Origin of the sequence: Thiocapsa sp. (assembly GCF_035467215.1) — a bacterium.
Taxonomy (GTDB): Bacteria; Pseudomonadota; Gammaproteobacteria; order Chromatiales; family Chromatiaceae; genus Thiocapsa.
This window is the reverse complement of sequence record NZ_DATITZ010000072.1, coordinates 1-16611: the sequence shown is the minus strand read 5'-3', so window position 1 is coordinate 16611 and position 16611 is coordinate 1. Positions and strand designations below refer to the sequence as shown.

16 protein-coding genes are annotated in these 16611 nt (G+C 65.4%); 10 read left to right on the top strand and 6 right to left on the bottom strand.

The genetic code is table 11. The annotated features are described in order from the left end of the window. Positions 1 to 421: ATP-binding cassette domain-containing protein (locus VLR48_RS03785; protein ID WP_325290499.1), on the top strand; the 421-nt coding region annotated here is incomplete at its 5' end. On the opposite strand, the gene VLR48_RS03780 is transcribed toward VLR48_RS03785, so the two are convergent. Next, the gene (locus VLR48_RS03780) at positions 367 to 918 is read right to left on the bottom strand and encodes a DUF2062 domain-containing protein (RefSeq protein ID WP_325290498.1); all 552 of its coding nucleotides are present in this window, start codon (positions 916 to 918) and stop codon (positions 367 to 369) included. The genes VLR48_RS03785 and VLR48_RS03780 overlap by 55 nt on opposite strands. Positions 919 to 1058: 140 nt before the next feature. Here VLR48_RS03780 and VLR48_RS03775 point away from each other — a divergent pair, with 140 nt between their 5' ends. The 3 genes from VLR48_RS03775 (at position 1059) to tsaB (ending at position 6004) form a co-directional block, all read left to right on the top strand. Next, positions 1059 to 3386 carry a DNA internalization-related competence protein ComEC/Rec2 gene (locus tag VLR48_RS03775; protein WP_325290497.1) on the top strand — a complete coding sequence of 776 codons (2328 nt, stop codon included), beginning with the start codon at positions 1059 to 1061 and terminating at the stop codon, positions 3384 to 3386. Positions 3387 to 3415: 29 nt separating this feature from the next. Further along, the gene (locus VLR48_RS03770; RefSeq protein ID WP_325290496.1) at positions 3416 to 4408 is read left to right on the top strand and encodes an adenosine kinase; all 993 of its coding nucleotides are present in this window, start codon (positions 3416 to 3418) and stop codon (positions 4406 to 4408) included. A 915-nt stretch (positions 4409 to 5323) separates the two neighbouring features. Beyond that, the gene (gene tsaB / locus VLR48_RS03765) at positions 5324 to 6004 is read left to right on the top strand and encodes a tRNA (adenosine(37)-N6)-threonylcarbamoyltransferase complex dimerization subunit type 1 TsaB (protein WP_325290495.1); all 681 of its coding nucleotides are present in this window, start codon (positions 5324 to 5326) and stop codon (positions 6002 to 6004) included. Here the strand turns inward: tsaB and VLR48_RS03760 are convergent. Beyond that, positions 5988 to 6251, bottom strand: coding sequence for a hypothetical protein (locus tag VLR48_RS03760; RefSeq protein ID WP_325290494.1), 264 nt, complete (start codon positions 6249 to 6251; stop codon positions 5988 to 5990). The genes tsaB and VLR48_RS03760 overlap by 17 nt on opposite strands. Before the next feature lie 197 nt (positions 6252 to 6448). Here VLR48_RS03760 and VLR48_RS03755 point away from each other — a divergent pair, with 197 nt between their 5' ends. From VLR48_RS03755 to VLR48_RS03735, 5 genes are all read left to right on the top strand, one after another. Then, positions 6449 to 7690, top strand: a complete 1242-nt coding sequence (locus tag VLR48_RS03755; RefSeq protein WP_325290493.1) for a glycerate kinase type-2 family protein — start codon at positions 6449 to 6451, stop codon at positions 7688 to 7690. Further along, positions 7687 to 8523 (top strand): ferritin-like domain-containing protein, encoded by an 837-nt coding sequence (locus VLR48_RS03750; protein ID WP_325290492.1) that lies wholly within the window; start codon positions 7687 to 7689, stop codon positions 8521 to 8523. Before VLR48_RS03755 ends, VLR48_RS03750 begins: the two co-directional genes overlap by 4 nt. A 76-nt stretch (positions 8524 to 8599) precedes the next feature. Beyond that, entirely contained in the window at positions 8600 to 9856 is a 1257-nt protein-coding gene (locus tag VLR48_RS03745; RefSeq protein ID WP_325290491.1) for a bifunctional alpha/beta hydrolase/OsmC family protein, read from the top strand. Between the two features lie 158 nt (positions 9857 to 10014). Then, positions 10015 to 10539: a TIGR00645 family protein gene (locus VLR48_RS03740; RefSeq protein WP_325290490.1), complete on the top strand. Its 525-nt coding sequence runs from the start codon at positions 10015 to 10017 to the stop codon at positions 10537 to 10539. 80 nt (positions 10540 to 10619) lie between these two features. Then, positions 10620 to 11300 (top strand): HNH endonuclease, encoded by a 681-nt coding sequence (locus VLR48_RS03735; RefSeq protein WP_325290489.1) that lies wholly within the window; start codon positions 10620 to 10622, stop codon positions 11298 to 11300. A 53-nt stretch (positions 11301 to 11353) separates the two neighbouring features. On the opposite strand, the gene VLR48_RS03730 is transcribed toward VLR48_RS03735, so the two are convergent. After that, positions 11354 to 12904, bottom strand: a complete 1551-nt coding sequence (locus tag VLR48_RS03730; RefSeq protein WP_325290488.1) for a glycosyltransferase family 39 protein — start codon at positions 12902 to 12904, stop codon at positions 11354 to 11356. Between the two features lie 240 nt (positions 12905 to 13144). Here VLR48_RS03730 and VLR48_RS03725 point away from each other — a divergent pair, with 240 nt between their 5' ends. Continuing rightward, positions 13145 to 14263, top strand: a complete 1119-nt coding sequence (locus VLR48_RS03725; RefSeq protein WP_325290487.1) for a glycosyltransferase family 2 protein — start codon at positions 13145 to 13147, stop codon at positions 14261 to 14263. A gap of 26 nt (positions 14264 to 14289) precedes the next feature. Here VLR48_RS03725 and VLR48_RS03720 read toward each other — a convergent pair whose 3' ends face one another. The 3 genes from VLR48_RS03720 to VLR48_RS03710 all read right to left on the bottom strand — a co-directional run bounded on the left by VLR48_RS03720 (position 14290) and on the right by VLR48_RS03710 (position 15986). Then, positions 14290 to 14694, bottom strand: coding sequence for a type II toxin-antitoxin system VapC family toxin (locus VLR48_RS03720; RefSeq protein ID WP_325290486.1), 405 nt, complete (start codon positions 14692 to 14694; stop codon positions 14290 to 14292). After that, positions 14691 to 14969 carry a type II toxin-antitoxin system VapB family antitoxin gene (locus VLR48_RS03715; RefSeq protein ID WP_325290485.1) on the bottom strand — a complete coding sequence of 93 codons (279 nt, stop codon included), beginning with the start codon at positions 14967 to 14969 and terminating at the stop codon, positions 14691 to 14693. Before VLR48_RS03715 ends, VLR48_RS03720 begins: the two co-directional genes overlap by 4 nt. 204 nt (positions 14970 to 15173) lie before the next feature. Next, complete coding sequence (locus VLR48_RS03710; protein WP_325290484.1) at positions 15174 to 15986, bottom strand: Fic family protein; 813 nt, start codon at positions 15984 to 15986, stop codon at positions 15174 to 15176. Between the last annotated feature and the right edge of the window lie 625 nt (positions 15987 to 16611).

Below are 16611 nucleotides of genomic sequence, written 5' to 3'. Positions count from 1 at the left end.
CGTTTACCAGTTCCATCACCTGCTCGCCGAGTTCACCGCGCTCGAGAACGTCGCCATGCCGCTGTTGATCGGCGGCAGTCGGCCGAGCGATGCGCGCGATCGCGCGGCGGCCTTGCTCGATCGGGTGGGACTCGGGAGCAGGGCTCGGCACAAACCCGGCGAGATGTCGGGCGGCGAGCGTCAGCGCGCCGCGGTGGCGCGTGCCTTGGTCACCCATCCGGCCTGTCTCTTGGCGGACGAGCCCACGGGAAACCTCGATCGGGTGACCGCCGCCCGGGTCTTCGATCTGATGCTGGAGCTCAATGCCGCGATCGGGACCAGCCTGGTCATCGTCACCCACGACCAAGAGCTGGCCGGGCGCATGGATCAGGTCTGGCGATTGGACGACGGGCTCTTGTCGCGCGACGCCGACGCGCGATAGCGTTCCCGTCGCTCGCGGATGCGGCGCATCAGCCGACGGCGCCAGATCTGCTGGATCGTGAGATAGCCTAGTCCCGAGCAGAGGATGCCGCACACCAGGTTGCCGAGCGCCAACGGCCAGATCACGGCGAGCCAGTGATGCCAGTCCAGCCAGTACTCGAGCGCGAACTCGCCGGGCTCGATCCCGAGCATCCAGCAGCCGAGTCGATAGGTGAAATAGAAGACCGGCGGGATGGTCACCGGATTGGTGACCCAGACCAGCGCGACCGAGATCGGGAGATTTACGCGCAGCACGATGGCCGCCGCGGCGGCGATCAGCGACTGGCCGAAGGGCGGCAGAAACATCACGAAGCAACCGACCGCGGTGGCGCCCGAGACCGAATGCCGGTTCAGGTGCCAGAGGTTCGGGTCATGCAGGAGCTTGCCGAAAACCCCGAAACGGCCGCTTGCACGGATGGCTCCGGCGGCGGGTAGATTTCGCTTGAGCCATCGTTTCACGCCGCAAGTCCGGTGGATCTTACGCCAGAGGAATAGGCCGCGGAGTATATAGCAGTCATGGACAGATGCAGTGATCCGCGTTGTCGGGAGCGGCGCAGGCCGTGCAGGGGCCGTAACGAACCTCCCGCGGCACCTCGACGGTGACTCGGAGCACAACCGGCGCCGCTCTCGCATTCGCCTCCGGCGTCGCCGTCGTTTACCTGCTGCCCGCGCTGCCGCCGCTTGCACACGCCGGCTTCGTCACCGTCGCCTTGGGGATCGTCGCGTGGCGCCGGCGCGGGCTGCGACTGCCCTTCTGGTTGCTGCTCGGCGCATTCTGGGCGCAGTGGCACGCCTGTCTTTTGCTCTGCTCGCCCTTTCCGGATGATCTGGCCCGCGCCCCTCTCGTCGTGGAAGGGCGCATTGCTTCGATCCCGACGGACTCCGGTCTTGCGCGGCGATTTCTGTTCGAGGTGGAGCAGGCCCGGCACGAGGGCGAGCCCATCCCCTTCACCGGCCTGGTCCGACTGTCCTGGTACGAGGATGCGCCGCCGCTGCGTGCGGGCGAGCTGTGGCGCCTGCCGGTGCGGCTCAAGCCTCGGCACGGTCTCGCCAATCCGGGCACCTTCGACTTCGAGCGTTGGTTGTTCGAGCAGGGTGTGCAGGCGACCGGCAACCTGCGTCGGGGTGAGCCACCGCAGCGGCTTGATGGGGGTGCCGGCCGCTACTGGCTCGACCGTTGGCGGCAGGGTATGGCCGAGCATCTCGCGCGGGTCCTGGACGGCGCACCGGCCTTGCCTCTCGTGCAGGCCCTGGTGATCGGGGATCGCTCGGGATTCGATCAGGACGACTGGGAGGTCATGATGCGCACCGGGACCAATCATCTGGTTGCAATTTCGGGTTTGCACGTCGGCCTGATCGCCGGCGCGGTCTTCTTTCTGGTGCGTTGGCTTTGGTCGCGCAGTGCGCGACTCACGGTCGCGTTTGCCGCACCGCGCGCGGCGGCGGTGGGCGGGATGATCGCCGCGCTCGGCTATGCGGGACTCGCGGGCTTCGCGGTCTCGACTCAGCGTGCGCTCGTGATGATCGCGGTGGTCTTCGCGGCGCTCGTCTGGCAGCGGACACTGCGGCCCTACCACGCCCTCGTGCTGGCTTTGGTCGGGGTGCTGCTGGTCGATCCGGGGGCGGTGCTGTCGCCCGGATTCTGGCTGTCCTTCGGCGCCGTGGCGGTGCTCGTATTCAGCCTCGGGCAACGGCTGCCGAGCCGCGATCTCTGGACGCGCTGGGGTCGCGCCCAATGGGCGGTCGGGATCGGTCTGCTGCCGCTCTTGTTCCTGCTCTTCGGACGGGCGTCGCTCATCGCGCCGCCAGTGAATCTGGTGGCCGTGCCGCTCTTCAGTCTGATCCTCCTGCCGCTTGTCTTGACGACGAGTCTGCTGAGCCTGATCCCCGGACTCCGCTCGGTCCCCTGGTGGCCGTTGCAGTGGACGGCGCAACTGCTCGGGTGGTGTCTGGACGGGCTCGCCTGGATCGCCGACTTGCCTTGGGCCGCGATGGCGCTGCCCGAGCGACCGCTCTGGGTCTGGCTGGCCGCGGGTGCCGGTGCGGTGCTGATGCTCGCGCCGCGCGGGCTGCCGGGGCGCTGGCCGGGGCTGCTGCTCGTCGTTCCGATGTTCGTTCTGGTGACGCCTCGGCCGGGTTACGGCGAGGCTTGGTTTACCCTGCTGGACGTCGGGCTTGGCCTGTCCGCCGTGGTGCGTACGCGCGATGGCACGCTTGTCTACGATACCGGCCCCGGGTTTCCGAGTGGCTTCGATACGGGCAGCGCGGTCGTCGCGCCCTTTTTGGCGGCCCAAGGGGTGCGACGGATCGAGCGTCTGGTCGTCAGCCATGCCGACCGCGATCACGCCGGTGGTCTGGCCGGTTTGGCCGAGCGCATCCCGATCGATCGCATCGACAGCGGGGAGCCGGGGGATCTGGACCGGCCGCGCGTCGAGCCGTGCAGGGCAGGCGAGGGGTGGGACTGGTCCGGCGTGAGGTTTCGGTTTCTGCATCCGGCCGACGCCGGATTCAGCGGCAACGATGCCTCCTGCGTGTTGCGAGTGGAGACCGGGGGTCGCTCGATCCTCCTGACCGGCGATATCCAGGCCAGAGTCGAGCGTCGCCTCGCCCGCGAGTCGGGCGAGGCGCTCGCGAGCGACGTGCTCGTCGCCGGTCATCACGGCAGTGCCACCTCGACGCATCCCGATTTCCTGGACGCGGTCTCGCCGGGGCTCGTCCTCTTCGCCTCGGGCTATGCCAACCATTTCGGGTTTCCCGTCGCAGAGGTGCGCGAGCGGGTCTCGGCGCGCGGCATCCCTGCACTCGACACGGGGCTCGTCGGTGCGATCGAGCTGCGGCTCGGACCGGACGGCGCCATCGAGGGCCCTTTGACATGGCGCGAGCGCGCCGGCCGATTCTGGACCCATCGCGCCGACGGTATACACTGACGCCTTTTCGACGAGGAGACGCGGGATTCATGGCGAAATATCAGGTCTACGGCATCGGCAACGCGCTGGTGGATATGGAATACGAGGTGGATGCCGCGGATCTCGGCATCCTGGGGATCGACAAGGGTGTCATGACCCTGGTCGACGAGGTGCAGCAAGCGGCGATCATGTCGCATCTGAAACACCACCAGCCGCAGCGCGGGTCGGGTGGGTCGGCCGCGAACTCGGTCATTGCACTGAGCCAGCTCGGCGGCAAGGCTTTCTACTCCTGCAAGGTGGCCGACGACGAGCTGGGTCACTTCTACATGGACGACCTGATCCGCGGCGGTGTCGACACCAACAACCACACCCGCAAGGATGAAGGCCATACCGGGCGTTGCGTCGTCCTGGTCACGCCCGATAGCGACCGGACCATGTGCACCTTCCTGGGGGTGAGCGGCGCACTGTCCGCCAACGAGCTGGTCGAGGACGCGCTTCGCGACTCCGAATGGTTCTACACCGAGGGCTATCTGGTGACCTCGGATGCGGCCCGCGAGGCGTCGATCGCTGCGAAGGGAATCGCCGACGCGGCGGGGGTGAAGACCGCGATCTCACTGTCCGATCCCAACATGGTGAAGTTCTTCAAGGCCGGTCTGCTGGACATGATCGGCTCCGGGGTGGATCTGCTCTTCGCCAACGAGTTCGAGGCGATGGGCATGGCCGGCAGCGAGGACCTCGGTGTCGCGGTGGAGTATCTCAAGACCATCAGTCGGACCTTCGCCATCACGCGCGGGCCTGAAGGTGCCTTGGTCTGGGACGGCGAAGGCTTGATCGAGATTGCACCGATCAAGGTCAAGGCCGTGGATACGGTGGGTGCCGGGGACATGTTCGCCGGCGCCTTCATCTACGGGCTCAGCCAGGGCTGGGACTTCGCGCGGGCGGGCAATCTGGCCTCCGCAGCCTCGGCAAAACTGGTGACCTGCATCGGCCCGCGGATCGCGGCGGACGAGACCCGGGCGATCCTGAAAGGGTTCGACGGCTGATCGGTCGTCTTTCGAATCTGCGGAGCGGTCGGCAGTTCGATGCAGCCCGCCGGGGCTAGGATTCAGCCAAGGGATCCTGCTCAGCGTACGGACCTGCTCCAGGAGATGGGGCATCCGCGGACCTGTCGATGGACGGGTCCGCGGCGGTTCGTCATCGACCCGCGGATTTGGCATGATGACCTTTCAGACCTCTGCTCGACCCGCGCCCGGCTTGCCGACGGGCCTGACCTTGTCCATCCCGATCGGCGAGTCTGCATCGTTCGGCGGCCGCGGAGCGGCGAACAGTCTGTTTGCCGCCGTCCCGTCGATCGGGGAGCGGATTTCACCCGCCAAGCTGATCGAGATGCTGGAAGGGTTGCTGACGAGCGACCTAGACGCCGCCGCACGACTGCATCTGTTGCACGCCTGGAAGGCGCCCTTGCTGGCGGCGTGCGAGCACACCGATGCCGACCTCGGCGAGGAGACGGGCGAGCGCTCCGGGTCGGTGTTCGAGGGGCGTCTCTATCGATTTGGAGACCCCGTTCGGCCTGTCCGGCCAGCGTGGATTATGGCTGGTGGATCTCGCCGACGATGCCCCGCCGTGCGAGTGTGCTGGACCCTTGAGCGCGGATTTTCGCGGTTGGGTCTTGTTCCCGCCCGAGGATTTCGTCCGCATGATCGACTCGGCGCGCGTGTCGGAGACCCCCGAGCGCGCCGACAGGGCTCGCCCGTTTCGGACTTAAACCGCGTCGGCTCCGACGGTCGTCGAGTCGGACGCGGCCGATCCCGTCCAAGAACCTCGCATACCGCGCTTGGCGCGGCTGAGGTGCTTGCTCCCGCGCGCCGCGGATCCAACGGATATCCGCAGCTCGGCGCCGACTCCGTATAGAATCGCAACCAAGGATCCCTTGGCTGCCGCGATTGCCCTTCTCCCCCATGACGACTCTCCTCGCGATCGATACCTCGGGCGACGCCTGCTCGGCGGCCCTTCTGTCGGGCGAGCGCATCGAGCAAGTGCTCGAGACCGCGCCGCGTCGGCACGGCGAGCTGATTCTGGGCATGATGCAGCAGGTGCTGGACAACGCCGGAACGCGTCTGGACGCATTGGACGCGATCGCCTTCGCGCGCGGTCCGGGATCCTTCACGGGGGTGCGGATCGCGGTCGCCGTCGCGCAGGGGGCGGCCTTCGGCGCCGGGTTGCCGCTCGTTCCGGTCTCGACCTTGGCCGCCATTGCACAAGGTGAGTTTCGGCGCAGCGGCGAACGGCGTCTCCTGGTGGCCCTGGATGCGCGGATGGGCGAGGTCTACTGGGGGTGTTTCGAGATCGATGAACGCGGCTTGGCCGTGGCGCGCTGCGAGGAGCGCGTGTGCCCGCCGGAGGGGGTCGAGTCACCGGGCGGCGAGGGATGGTTCGGTGTCGGGCCGGGCTGGTCCGTCTACGGCGCCGAGCTTGCCGCGCGAACCGGCGTGGCCCCGAACGTCCATGCCGGCGAGGCGATCTGCGAGGCTCGGGATCTGGCCGTGCTCGGCGCTGCCGAGCTGGCCGCGGGGCATGCGGTGCCGCCCGAGCTGGCGGCACCCGTCTATCTGAGGGATCGCGTCACGCGGGTCGGCTGAAGGTATGGCCCTGGATCCGTCCACGTTCCTGGTCGTGCCGACAGTGGCGCTTGAGACAACTGATGACGTAGTGCAGCAGGGTTCCGCCGACGGCGAGGAACACGGCCGCCCCGGCCGCCAATCTGACCGTGGGCTCGACCTGGGAGAGGCCCAGTACCAGCCAGGTGATAAAGGCCAGTACGCTGGAAATCAGCAAGACCATGACGAAGGGCAACGGGGAACGACTGCATTTCGGGCACAGCTTCATGGATTGGACTCGTTCGAATAGGGTTCAGTGGAGGGTCCTTGTTGTTCTCGGGCTTCGGCCGTCTACATCCCTTTCCTGGCTGACCGGTTTGGTTTCTCCTCGATACTTAGACATGTCTTTTCGGTGAATCACATTGAGGATTGTCAATTTGAAGGCTTGGCTTGCCGTTTTCCAGCCCGTCGCTCCGGCCAGTCTGGATGGCTGACGCCGCCTTTGCGCGTCGTCTGCTCCTCGAGGTCTTTGCAGCGGCACTGCGCGCGGCGCAGGGGCGTGCGGTCGTCGGGCAGGCGCTCGCCGCGCAACCCCTGCACGGCGGCCCCGTGTGGATCTGTGCGATCGGCAAGGCCGCTCAGTCCATGGCGCTGGGCGCCTGCGATGCCCTGGGTCCGCGTGTCGTCGGCGGCTTGCTGATCACCAAGCCGGGGCATCTGGATCACACCGCCATCGCCGGGCTCGGCATCGAGAGCCTGATCGGCGGTCATCCCGTGCCGGATGCGGGGAGTCTGGCGGCCGGCCGGCGCTTGATCTGCGCGCTCGGCGCGTTGCCGCCGAAGACCGAGGTGCTCTTCCTGATCTCCGGCGGGGCCTCCAGTCTGGTGGAGGTGCCGATCGCGGGACTGGATCTCGCCGATCTGCGGCGCATGAGCCAATGGTTGCTCGGAAGCGGTCTGCCCATCGACGCGGTGAATCGGGTGCGCAAGGCGGTGTCGCGGATCAAGGGCGGAGGGCTGCTGAGCCTGCTCGGCGACCGGCCGACCCGCGTGTTGGCTATCTCGGATGTGCCGGGAGATGATCCGGGGGTGATCGGTTCGGGGTTGCTGGTTCCCGAGGTCGGTCTGGCCGAGGGGGTGGCGGGGCTTGATCTGCCGGCCTGGCTTTCCGAGTGGGTCGAGCGCGGATTGGCGGAGCGGGGACCGTTGCCGACCCGCGGTCCGCAGATCGAGCTGGTCGCGACACTGGAAACCGCAAAGTCCGCCGCGGCCGCCGCGGGGCGCCGTGCGGGTCTCGCGGTCCGGATCGACGCGCAGCCGGTCGAGGGCGATGCGGCGCTCGCGGGTCGACGTCGGGCACGTGCTTTGTTGTCTGGCCCGCCGGGTCTCTCGATCGCGGGCGGGGAAACGACGCTGCGTCTGCCGGATGCGCCGGGGCGGGGCGGTCGCAATCAACACCTGGCCCTCGCGGCGGCGATCGAGCTTGCCGGTCATGCCGATGCCGTCTTGTTGAGCGCGGGGACCGACGGCACCGACGGCCCGACCGACGACGCCGGGGCCTTGGTCGACGGTGCGACGCTCGAACGCATCCAAGATGCCGGACTCGACGCCGCGGATGGGCTGCATCGCGCCGATTCGGGCACCTTGCTCGAGGCGAGCGGCGACCTGATCCGCACCGGACCGACGGGAACCAACGTGATGGATCTGATCCTGGGGTGGCGGGGATGACGCAAGTGCAGGGCAACCTCTTCGATGCGGCAGCCGCCTGTCTCGGCGAGCCGGATCCGGCCCGCAAGCAGGCCGCGACGCAGGCGGCGGCCGCGCAATGGCGCGCCGGGTGTCTGCACGCGGATGCGGCGAGCGCGGGGCCGGTCCGCGACCTGCCGGGGCGTCCGGTGCGGCCCGAGCTGGTTCCGCCGCGTGCGCTCAAGGCTCGCAAGCTCAAGAGCCGCGAGGGCCGGGCCGCCATGATCCACGCGGTCGCCCACATCGAATTCAACGCCATCAACCTCGCCTGGGACGCGGTACAGCGCTTCCGTGAGATGCCGACCGACTATTACGCCGATTGGATTCAGGTCGCGGCCGAGGAGGCGGAGCATTTCGGTCTCATGCGCAACCGACTTCGGGATCTCGGCTACGATTACGGCGATTTCCGCGCCCACGACGGTCTCTGGGAGATGGCGCGCGCGACCGCCCACGATCCCTTGGTACGCATGGCCTTGGTCCCGCGCGTCCTGGAGGCGCGCGGTCTGGATGTGACGCCCGGGATGATCGCGCGCTTCGAGGCGGCCGGCGACCCGGAAACCGCGGCTTGCCTGGGTGTCATCCTGCGCGAGGAGGTCGGCCACGTCGCCGTCGGCTCGCGTTGGTTCAAACGGCTGTGCGAAGAGCGCGGCCTCGATCCCGGGCCGCTCTATTTCGATCTGCTGCGCGAGTACATGCGCGCCGAGATTCGCTGTCCGCTCAACCTGCCGGCCCGTCGCGAGGCCGGCTTCGACGAGATCGAGCTCGACCGTCTGCAGGCGCTGTGTCGGGCGGGGGAGGCTGGACGAGCCGGCTAATCCATTCGATGGATAAAAAAAGCTGGCGGCCGGAGGCTCTTTCCGGACCCATGGATCTCCAACGAGAGGAACTGGCATGGCACGCATCAAGCTCGAATTTCCGAATCCCGAGGGGCACACGCTGGTCGGCCTGCTCGAAACGCCTCCGGATCGCGTGCCGACGGCTCGTTATGCCCTCTTCGCGCACTGCTTTACTTGCAGCAAGGATATCGCCGCGGCGACCCGCATCAGTCGGGCCTTGGCCGCGCGCGGGATCGCCGTGCTGCGGTTCGACTTCACCGGGCTCGGCAACAGCGACGGCGACTTCGCCAACACCAATTTTTCATCCAACGTCGCCGACCTGCTCGCCGCCGCACGCAAGCTCAAGGAGGACTACGAGGCCCCGGCGTTGCTGATCGGGCATAGCCTGGGCGGGGCCGCGGTCTTGGCCGCCGTGCACGCGCTCCCCTCCGTCGAGGCGGTGGTGACCATCGCCTCCCCGGCGACCGCCTCCCACGTCCAACACCTGCTCAGCGGGGCGCGCGGCCAGTTGGAGGAGACGGGCGAGGCCGAGGTGCAGATCGGGCAGCGGCGCTTCCGTATCCGCAAGCAGCTGCTCGACGACCTGGATCAATACGCCTCGGCGGACCACATCCGTCACCTCAATCGCGCCCTTCTGGTTTTCCATTCGCCGCTCGACACCATCGTGTCGATCGGGGAGGCCGGCAAGATCTTCCAGGCGGCGCGGCATCCCAAGAGCTTCATCTCGCTCGACAAGGCCGACCATCTGCTCGCCAATCGCGAAGACGCCGAGTACGTTGCGGAGACTCTGGTCGCTTGGGCGAGCCGTTATCTGGGGCTCGGCAAGCACGGTTTCGAGCAGAGCATCGGGACCGCGCCTCGGGTGGCCGAGAAAGAGGTCTTGGTCACCGAGCTCGATACCCGTTTTCAGCGCGGACTCTACACCCATCGCCATCAATGGCTGGCCGATGAGCCCAAGTCGGTCGGCGGCTCGGATCTGGGTCCCACGCCCTACGATCTGCTCTTGATGTCGCTCGGCGCCTGCATCTCCATGACGGCACGGACCTACGCCCGGCACCAGGGGCTTGCGCTGGACGACATCGAGGTGCGTCTGAGCCAGGACCGGATTCACGGCACGGACTGCCGCGACTGCGAGGGCGAGCACGAGGGCAAGCTCAAGCGCATCGAGGTGCGTCTGAACATCCTCGGCGCGCTCACGCCCGAGGAGCGCGCCTGTCTGCTCGAGATCGCCGCCCGCAGTCCGGTCTATCGCACGCTGGCTGCTTCTACGCACGTGCAGATCGGTTTCGAGGAGGAGCCGCCGGCCCCCTGAGCGCACGCCCGAGCCGAGCCCCGAGGGCCCAATGATCGATCGCCGTTGAAGTGGTGGCCGGGCCCGCGTAGCATCCCGCCCGCTCCCGTCACCCGCGTCCGCGGCTCGCGATCGTTGGACTCCGACTCAATGGCTTGAAGGCAAACCGGAACCTCGACATGAAACGGATCGAACAATTTCTGGAGTTGGTGATCTTCAGCAGCCGTTGGCTGCTTGCGCCCTTCTATCTGGGCCTCGTCCTCGCCATCGCCCTGCTGCTGGTCAAGTTCGTCAAGGAGTTCATCCACTTCGTCCCGCTCGTCTTCAATGCCGAGGCCGGCGAGGTGATCATCGGGCTGCTCTCCCTGATCGACGTCGTGATGATCGCGAATTTGGTGCTTATCATCGTGCTCGCCGGCTACGAGAACTTCGTTTCCCGAATCGACACGGGGAACCACGAGGATCGTCCCAACTGGATGGGGCATGTCGGTTTCGCCGAGCTGAAGATGAAGCTCATCGGCTCCATCGTCGCCATCTCCGGCATTGAGCTGCTCAAGGCATTCATGTACGTCGAGCGGCTGACGAACGAGCAGTTGGCATGGAAGGTCGGCATCCACATGACCTTCGTCGTCTCCGGGCTTCTGTTTGCGATGATGGATCGGATCTCGGCGGACAAGGCGAGCAATCGCGGGGACGATCATTGATCGACAGTCCACCCCCCGGCCGGCGTGATGAGCTCGACGTTTCGATGTTGAACACGTTCGGCGGGAAATGAAAGACGTCAATGGCAACGCGTCAAGCTTTTACCCGAGATGAAATCGTGCTCTGCATCTATGCGGCGCGATACGACATCGCCGAGATCGGGGGCATCCAGACCATTCACGCGCTGCAGTCTCGCAGTCCTGCATCGATCAGCATGAAGATCCAGAACATCGTCGCGATGTGCGACGACGCAGGGATCAGTCGAAACCCGACTCAGCGCAGGCTGACGGGACGCCCGGCCGGAGAGACCGGCAGGCGGACCAACTGGGCCGAGCTGTCGGAATATGTCGGAGTTGATCGGCAAAGCCATCTGCTTGAATGTCAGGCCATTATCGCCAAGGCATTTTCCTGGCCGGGGGAATTGACCGATGGCTCGACATTTTTCGAGGGTGCCAAACGACGCGTGACGGTCAACGCATATGAACGTGATCCTTCCGCTCGCCAACGCTGTATTGAACATTATGGGTGCTCGTGCATCATCTGCAGATTCGATTTCCTCGCGTCGTTCGGCCCTGTCGCGGAGGGTTTCATCCAGGTGCACCATCTCACACCCTTATCCGAGATCGGCGGCCGATATGCCGTGAACCCGATCACCGACCTACGACCTGTCTGCCCGAACTGCCATGCAGTCATCCATCTCGGAGGATGTACGCGTTCGATCGACGAGGTCCGTGAAATGCTGCAGTCCCGTGTGTCGGGTTAGATGCTTAAAGCCGGCGCGCAGGTCCGGCGTGCACCGCTCCCGATCGTTTGCCCTCACCCATCCGGAAGGTACCGATACAGATTCCAAGTGTGCAGCGGACGCGAACAGGGCGCCTCCGCCGCTTCTCTCAGCCGCTGCCCGGCGCAGTCGAAGAGTCTGCGATGGGTATCGCTGCGAAAACCCGCGATGGCCGGCGGTGCGCCGAATCCGGAGACCAGCCAGAAGGGTGAATCGACGGACTCCGGATCCAGTTGCGGTGCGATCCGGCCCCGCAGATACTCGGATGGACGGGTGAGGCCGGGCCATTGGGTCGTGGTGTCCAGGCTCGGCGCGTAGAAGCGCAGCATCGCCGTTGTTTGGTATCGGTCGGCATAGACGGGCTCCTCGAGCTTACCGACGATCTCGGCCAATTCCCGAAATCCATGGGTCTCGCGCAGGACGCGATTTTGGCTGTCTCCGAGGGGCAGTGCCGCGGTCGCCGAATGGAATGCGTAGAGACTCAAGAGCAGCAGATTGCCCAGCGCGGCGGTGAGGACCCAGGGACGCAGATTGCGCAGCAACAACGCAGCCAAAGGCGCCGCGGAGATGAGATAGACGGCGGGCCAATTGGGTTCCACCTCGCTGCCTGTCGCGACCAAGGCGAAAAAGCCCAATGGAAAGAGGGTTGCAGCCCACAGCAGAGGCTTGGCGTGGCGGGCCAGTATCCCGGCCATCTCTTGGCTCGGTTGGTTGCGTCGCGCCCGGTTGATCAAAGGCGCAAGGAGCATGGGAATCGCGATCAGTCCCCAAAATGCGAGCTGGGTGCCGAGATAATCCGAGAGGCTGCCTAGGCGTTCGCCGACCGATTGGGGGCCGACGTGCTCGATGGCGCCGGGGTCGCCGACCGGAAGTGTGCCGACCTCGGTCGAGAAGCCGTGGCCGAACTGAAAACGCATGGACAGCCACTCGTTGTGCTGATTCCAGAGGATGTTCGGCGCGAAGACCAGCAGCGCGACGAGTCCGCCGAGGTAGGGCCAGCGGGTGCGCAGCGCGCGCGGGTCGCTGAAGAGGATGGCCAAGAGCAGCACCGGTCCGATCAGGACCATGGTGTATTTCCCGAGCAGACCGAGACCGACCGCTGCACCGGCGCTGAGCCAACGTCGACGCTGGCCGGCGAGCGCGCGCTCGCTCTCGTGCAGGGCGAGCGCCCAGGCCAGGCCCAGCACGGTGTCGGGCGTCGTGATGACGCCGCCGGCGAATCCGGGAATGGTCGCGAAGACCAGGACCAGCGCCAAGGCGAGATCGCGCGGAGCCGTGAGGCCGCAGTTGCGGAAAAAGCGTGCAAGGATGAACAGTGTCAGGGCGCTTGCGATCAGTGTCCCCGCGCGCGCGGCGAGCGCCGAGCCCGGGGCGAGCCAGGTGCCGATGCCGAGTAGCGCCACGCCCGGAGGATGATCGAAATAGCCCCAGGCGAGGCTGCGTGCCCAGTCGAAGTAATAGGCCTCGTCCTGCGTGACCGGCAGGATCGCGGCGACACCCAGCCGCCAGGCGGTCATGGCTGCGATCAGGGCGAGCAAGAGGCCCCAAGCCCGGCGGGGTGTATCGATGCCTCGGGTCGTTTCCATGGTCTCGTGACTCGCTGCGTGGTCTGATTCGGCGGATCCGATCCGGGCTGCGATCGGTCGAGGTGACGGGGACGTGATCGCGCTAGAATAAAGGCTCTTCGGAGCCTGGATCTGCCGTCTCGTCACCGTTCCGGCGTCCGCAGCCGCGAGCCGCAGTCTACTTCAATGGCGCGTCCCGCACGTTCCCTCCCGCGACGAATCGAACCTCCGCTTATGGCCAACAGGATCTCGGATCAGCCGATGCCTCGACACCACTGCCGTCCGCCCGAGTTGGCCGTCATCGTCCCGACCTATCAAGAAGCGGACATGGTGGACGAGGTCGTCCGGCGGGTCGACGCGGTGTTGCAGGGGATCGACTGGGAGTTGATCTTCGTCGACGACGATTCGCCCGACGGAACCTCGGACCGGGTTCTCGCGATCGCACGACAGGATCCGCGTGTCAGGCTGGTGCAGCGTATCGGCCGACGCGGACTCTCGTCGGCCTGCATCGAAGGCATGATGTCGAGCGCCGCGCCCTTCCTGGCGGTGATGGACGGCGACCTCCAACACGACGAGACCCTCTTGCCCACGATGCTCGAGGCGATCAAGGCCGAGAACCTGGACATCGTGGTCGGCAGCCGCTACGTCTCCGGCGGGGGCATGGGTGACTGGAATGGCCGTCGCCAATCCATGAGCCGGTTCGCGACTCGAATCGGCCAATACCTGATCCATGCGGACCTGAAGGATCCGATGAGCGGGTTCTTTCTGGTGCGCGCCTCGGTCGTCCAGGGGTGCGTGCGGCGTCTCAGCGGTGTCGGCTTCAAGATCCTGCTCGACATCTTCGCCGAGGCCGAGCAACCCCTGCGCTTTCGCGAGCTGCCCTTCACCTTTCGCGCGCGCGAGGCCGGCAGCAGCAAGCTCGACAACGCGGTCCTCTGGGAATACCTGCTGATGCTGACCCAGAAGCTCATCGGCCCGGTCATCCCGGTGCGCTTCATCGCCTTCTCCGCCATCGGCGGGCTCGGTGTCTTCGTGCACATGGCGGTGCTCTGGCCCATGCTGACCCTGCTCGGGACGGGCGCCTTCCTGATCAGTCAGGCCACCGCGACGCTGGTCGCCATGACCAGCAACTTCTTCCTGAACAACATCCTGACCTATCGCGACATGCGTCTGCGCGGCCGTGCGCTGATTTGGGGCTGGCTCTCCTTCGTCGCCGCCTGCAGCGTCGGTGCCCTGGCCAACGTCGGCATCGCCAACTATCTTTTCCAACGCGGACATTCCGGCTGGTTCCTCTCGGCGCTCGCCGGGATCCTGGTCGGCGCGGTTTGGAATTATGCGGTGACCGCGGTCTATACCTGGAAGCGGCCGCGGGCGCCTTAGTTCTGCGGTTCGTTGCCCTGCGGCGGTTATGAGTCACGGGTCCAGTTTTCGACGACCAGACCAGGGAAGTCCTCGAAGTCGTTTTCGTTGTTGGTGACCAGGGTGGAGCCGATGCCGAGTGCGTGAGCGGCGATCAGGCGATCCATGGCATTGCGCCGGCGATCGGGAACGGCGTTGCGCAACACGCCGTAAGCGTGAGCCGCGGCTTCGTCGAAGGGCAGGTACGGCACCCGCTGCACGAACAGATCCAGGATCATGTCGTTGTGCGTTCGGCTGTCGGGGCGCTTCTCGATCCCGGCGCGGATTTCCGCGTAGGTGATGATCGACATGCCGACATCGCCCCGGCTCAGCAATTCGAAACGGGCGGCGACCGAAGCGGGCCGACGTTGCATGATATAGATGCAGATATTGGTATCCAGCAGATATTTCATGAGTCGGCCGTAGCCTTCCCGCCGGCTTGGCCACCGAAAGCCTCCCAATCTCGCTCGACCTCGGGGGATTCATCGCGATCATCCGCCATGAAATCGGGCGTGAACATCGCGCAGACATCCATCACGTCGGCGAGGGTTTGCTCTCCCGCGGGGCGGACGACGAGCGTGTTGCCGATACGCTCGATCTCGACGTCCTGAATGTTGTCCGCAAAGGCCAACTCCTTGGGAATGCGCACGGCCATGGAATTACCGCTTTTGAAGACACGCGTGAGCATACACGTTTCCTGACAGTAAAGTGTATATCCAGTATATACATTCTGCCTTCAGCGCGCTATCGGCTGGATCGGAACGAAGGCGAAAATGCCGCCCGAGTACCCGCGCCGAGGTCCCTACGAGGGCTCGGGTCGTGACCCGACTTGTCCTTACCCAACGCACAGAGTTGTCACGTTGCTTGGTTCCTTTGCTGTGACACCCGGCGATCACCGGGTTCTCTTCGCCTGTTGCTCGTGGGCCTGATCGACCAGCGCGCGAGTCGCCCCGTAGGCATCTCGGCAGAATGCCGCAAAGCCGCTTTCAAGCTCCGTGCGGGGCCAGACGCCGTTCTCCGGTCTCGGTGGTCCAAGGGCCAGTTGATACTCGGCTAAGGTATCGATATAACGCTTGCGGTCCTTCACGTCGATCGCCACCGGCAGATGGCCCGATCGCAAGAGCGGGAGGTTGGCAACCAGTCGTGCCAGGCGTCCGTTGCCGTCCCAAAAGGGGTGGATGTGCACGAACCCGAGATGCAGATGGGCATAGGCGTCGATGGCCTCGGTCTCCGTGAGGCCAAGGCGATCGAGACGTCGCAGCGCGTCAAACCAATCCGCCATCAACGCGGGAACATCCTCGGGCGCGGCATATTCGATGAACGTCTGACGACCATCCGCCGTAACCGCGTATGTCCCGTTGGGCTCGCGTTTCCAAGCCCCGAAGGGTTTCAGGATATCGAAGGTCACTTGAGTCTGAATCGCCCGATGCAGATCAAACAACCGGTCCTGGGTCAACTCCTCGTTCAGCCCGGCATAGATCAGCTCGATGGCACGCGCATGCCCCATGACCTCCTGGTGATCCTTCAGCGGTTTGCCCGAGACCGTCAGCCCCTCCTCGATGACGAACTTGGTCTCGCCCAGGGTCAGGGTATTGCCCTCGATTGCGGTCGAGCCGTGGGTCCAGAGATCCCGGATCTGATTCAGGAGGGCGGATCTGATGTCCGGATCGAGCCCTCGAAAGGCGTGGAGGTCGGTGATGTTCATGCGTTGCGACATCGTTCATAAGATCGGCCGATAGGGTCGACGAACGAGAGCGAAGTCCACCGAGCCCTGCGCGGTCGCGGGTGGACCGCGCCGCGCTCGTTCACCCTACCTCTTCGAATCAGCGACATGGCCGGGTTTATATGCAGGGCCGCAAAAGCGGAAACCGTGATCTATCCCTAGTTTACCCAGAGTTCATCTAGCTCCCGCTATTAGAACGGAATGTCGTCGTCGAATAGGCTGGGTGGAGCCTCGGACACTTTGAACGCTCCTACTCGTGCAATCAGGTCTCGTAGTTTCTGCTTTTCTGCCTTAGACATAGAACCTTGCTCCATTACGTCTTTGAGCTGAGCATCGGTAAGAATAGACCAGCCGTCCAGCATAGTAATGTTGTGGATCTTCTTGTCAGACACGAGTGTCGCAAGGGCCCTGGACATCAGGGCAATCGCATCAACCGCGGCTAATATTTGGAGAACCTGATGGAGCGTTTTGCCCCGCGCTCGGTGGCGCATCAAAGAGGAGCTTCTCCAAGTACTGCTCGTCCCAGCCCGCCTTGAGCCGTTTGTTCTTGATGCCGAGTTTGGTGCTGTCGTTCTTCAGCCGCGACATGGCGATGTGGCGCAACACC

Bases quoted from the DNA above. Each gene is read 5' to 3' on its own strand.
- VLR48_RS03715 (WP_325290485.1), bottom strand. From the start codon at position 14,969: ATGCTCACGCGTGTCTTCAAAAGCGGTAATTCCATGGCCGTGCGCATT.
- VLR48_RS03745 (WP_325290491.1), top strand. From the start codon at position 8,600: ATGGCACGCATCAAGCTCGAATTTCCGAATCCCGAGGGGCACACGCTG.
- VLR48_RS03735 (WP_325290489.1), top strand. From the start codon at position 10,620: ATGGCAACGCGTCAAGCTTTTACCCGAGATGAAATCGTGCTCTGCATC.
- VLR48_RS03740 (WP_325290490.1), top strand. From the start codon at position 10,015: ATGAAACGGATCGAACAATTTCTGGAGTTGGTGATCTTCAGCAGCCGT.
- VLR48_RS03760 (WP_325290494.1), bottom strand. From the start codon at position 6,251: ATGAAGCTGTGCCCGAAATGCAGTCGTTCCCCGTTGCCCTTCGTCATG.
- VLR48_RS03720 (WP_325290486.1), bottom strand. From the start codon at position 14,694: ATGAAATATCTGCTGGATACCAATATCTGCATCTATATCATGCAACGT.
- VLR48_RS03725 (WP_325290487.1), top strand. From the start codon at position 13,145: ATGCCTCGACACCACTGCCGTCCGCCCGAGTTGGCCGTCATCGTCCCG.
- VLR48_RS03755 (WP_325290493.1), top strand. From the start codon at position 6,449: ATGGCTGACGCCGCCTTTGCGCGTCGTCTGCTCCTCGAGGTCTTTGCA.
- tsaB (WP_325290495.1), top strand. From the start codon at position 5,324: ATGACGACTCTCCTCGCGATCGATACCTCGGGCGACGCCTGCTCGGCG.
- VLR48_RS03750 (WP_325290492.1), top strand. From the start codon at position 7,687: ATGACGCAAGTGCAGGGCAACCTCTTCGATGCGGCAGCCGCCTGTCTC.
- VLR48_RS03710 (WP_325290484.1), bottom strand. From the start codon at position 15,986: ATGAACATCACCGACCTCCACGCCTTTCGAGGGCTCGATCCGGACATC.
- VLR48_RS03730 (WP_325290488.1), bottom strand. From the start codon at position 12,904: ATGGAAACGACCCGAGGCATCGATACACCCCGCCGGGCTTGGGGCCTC.
- VLR48_RS03770 (WP_325290496.1), top strand. From the start codon at position 3,416: ATGGCGAAATATCAGGTCTACGGCATCGGCAACGCGCTGGTGGATATG.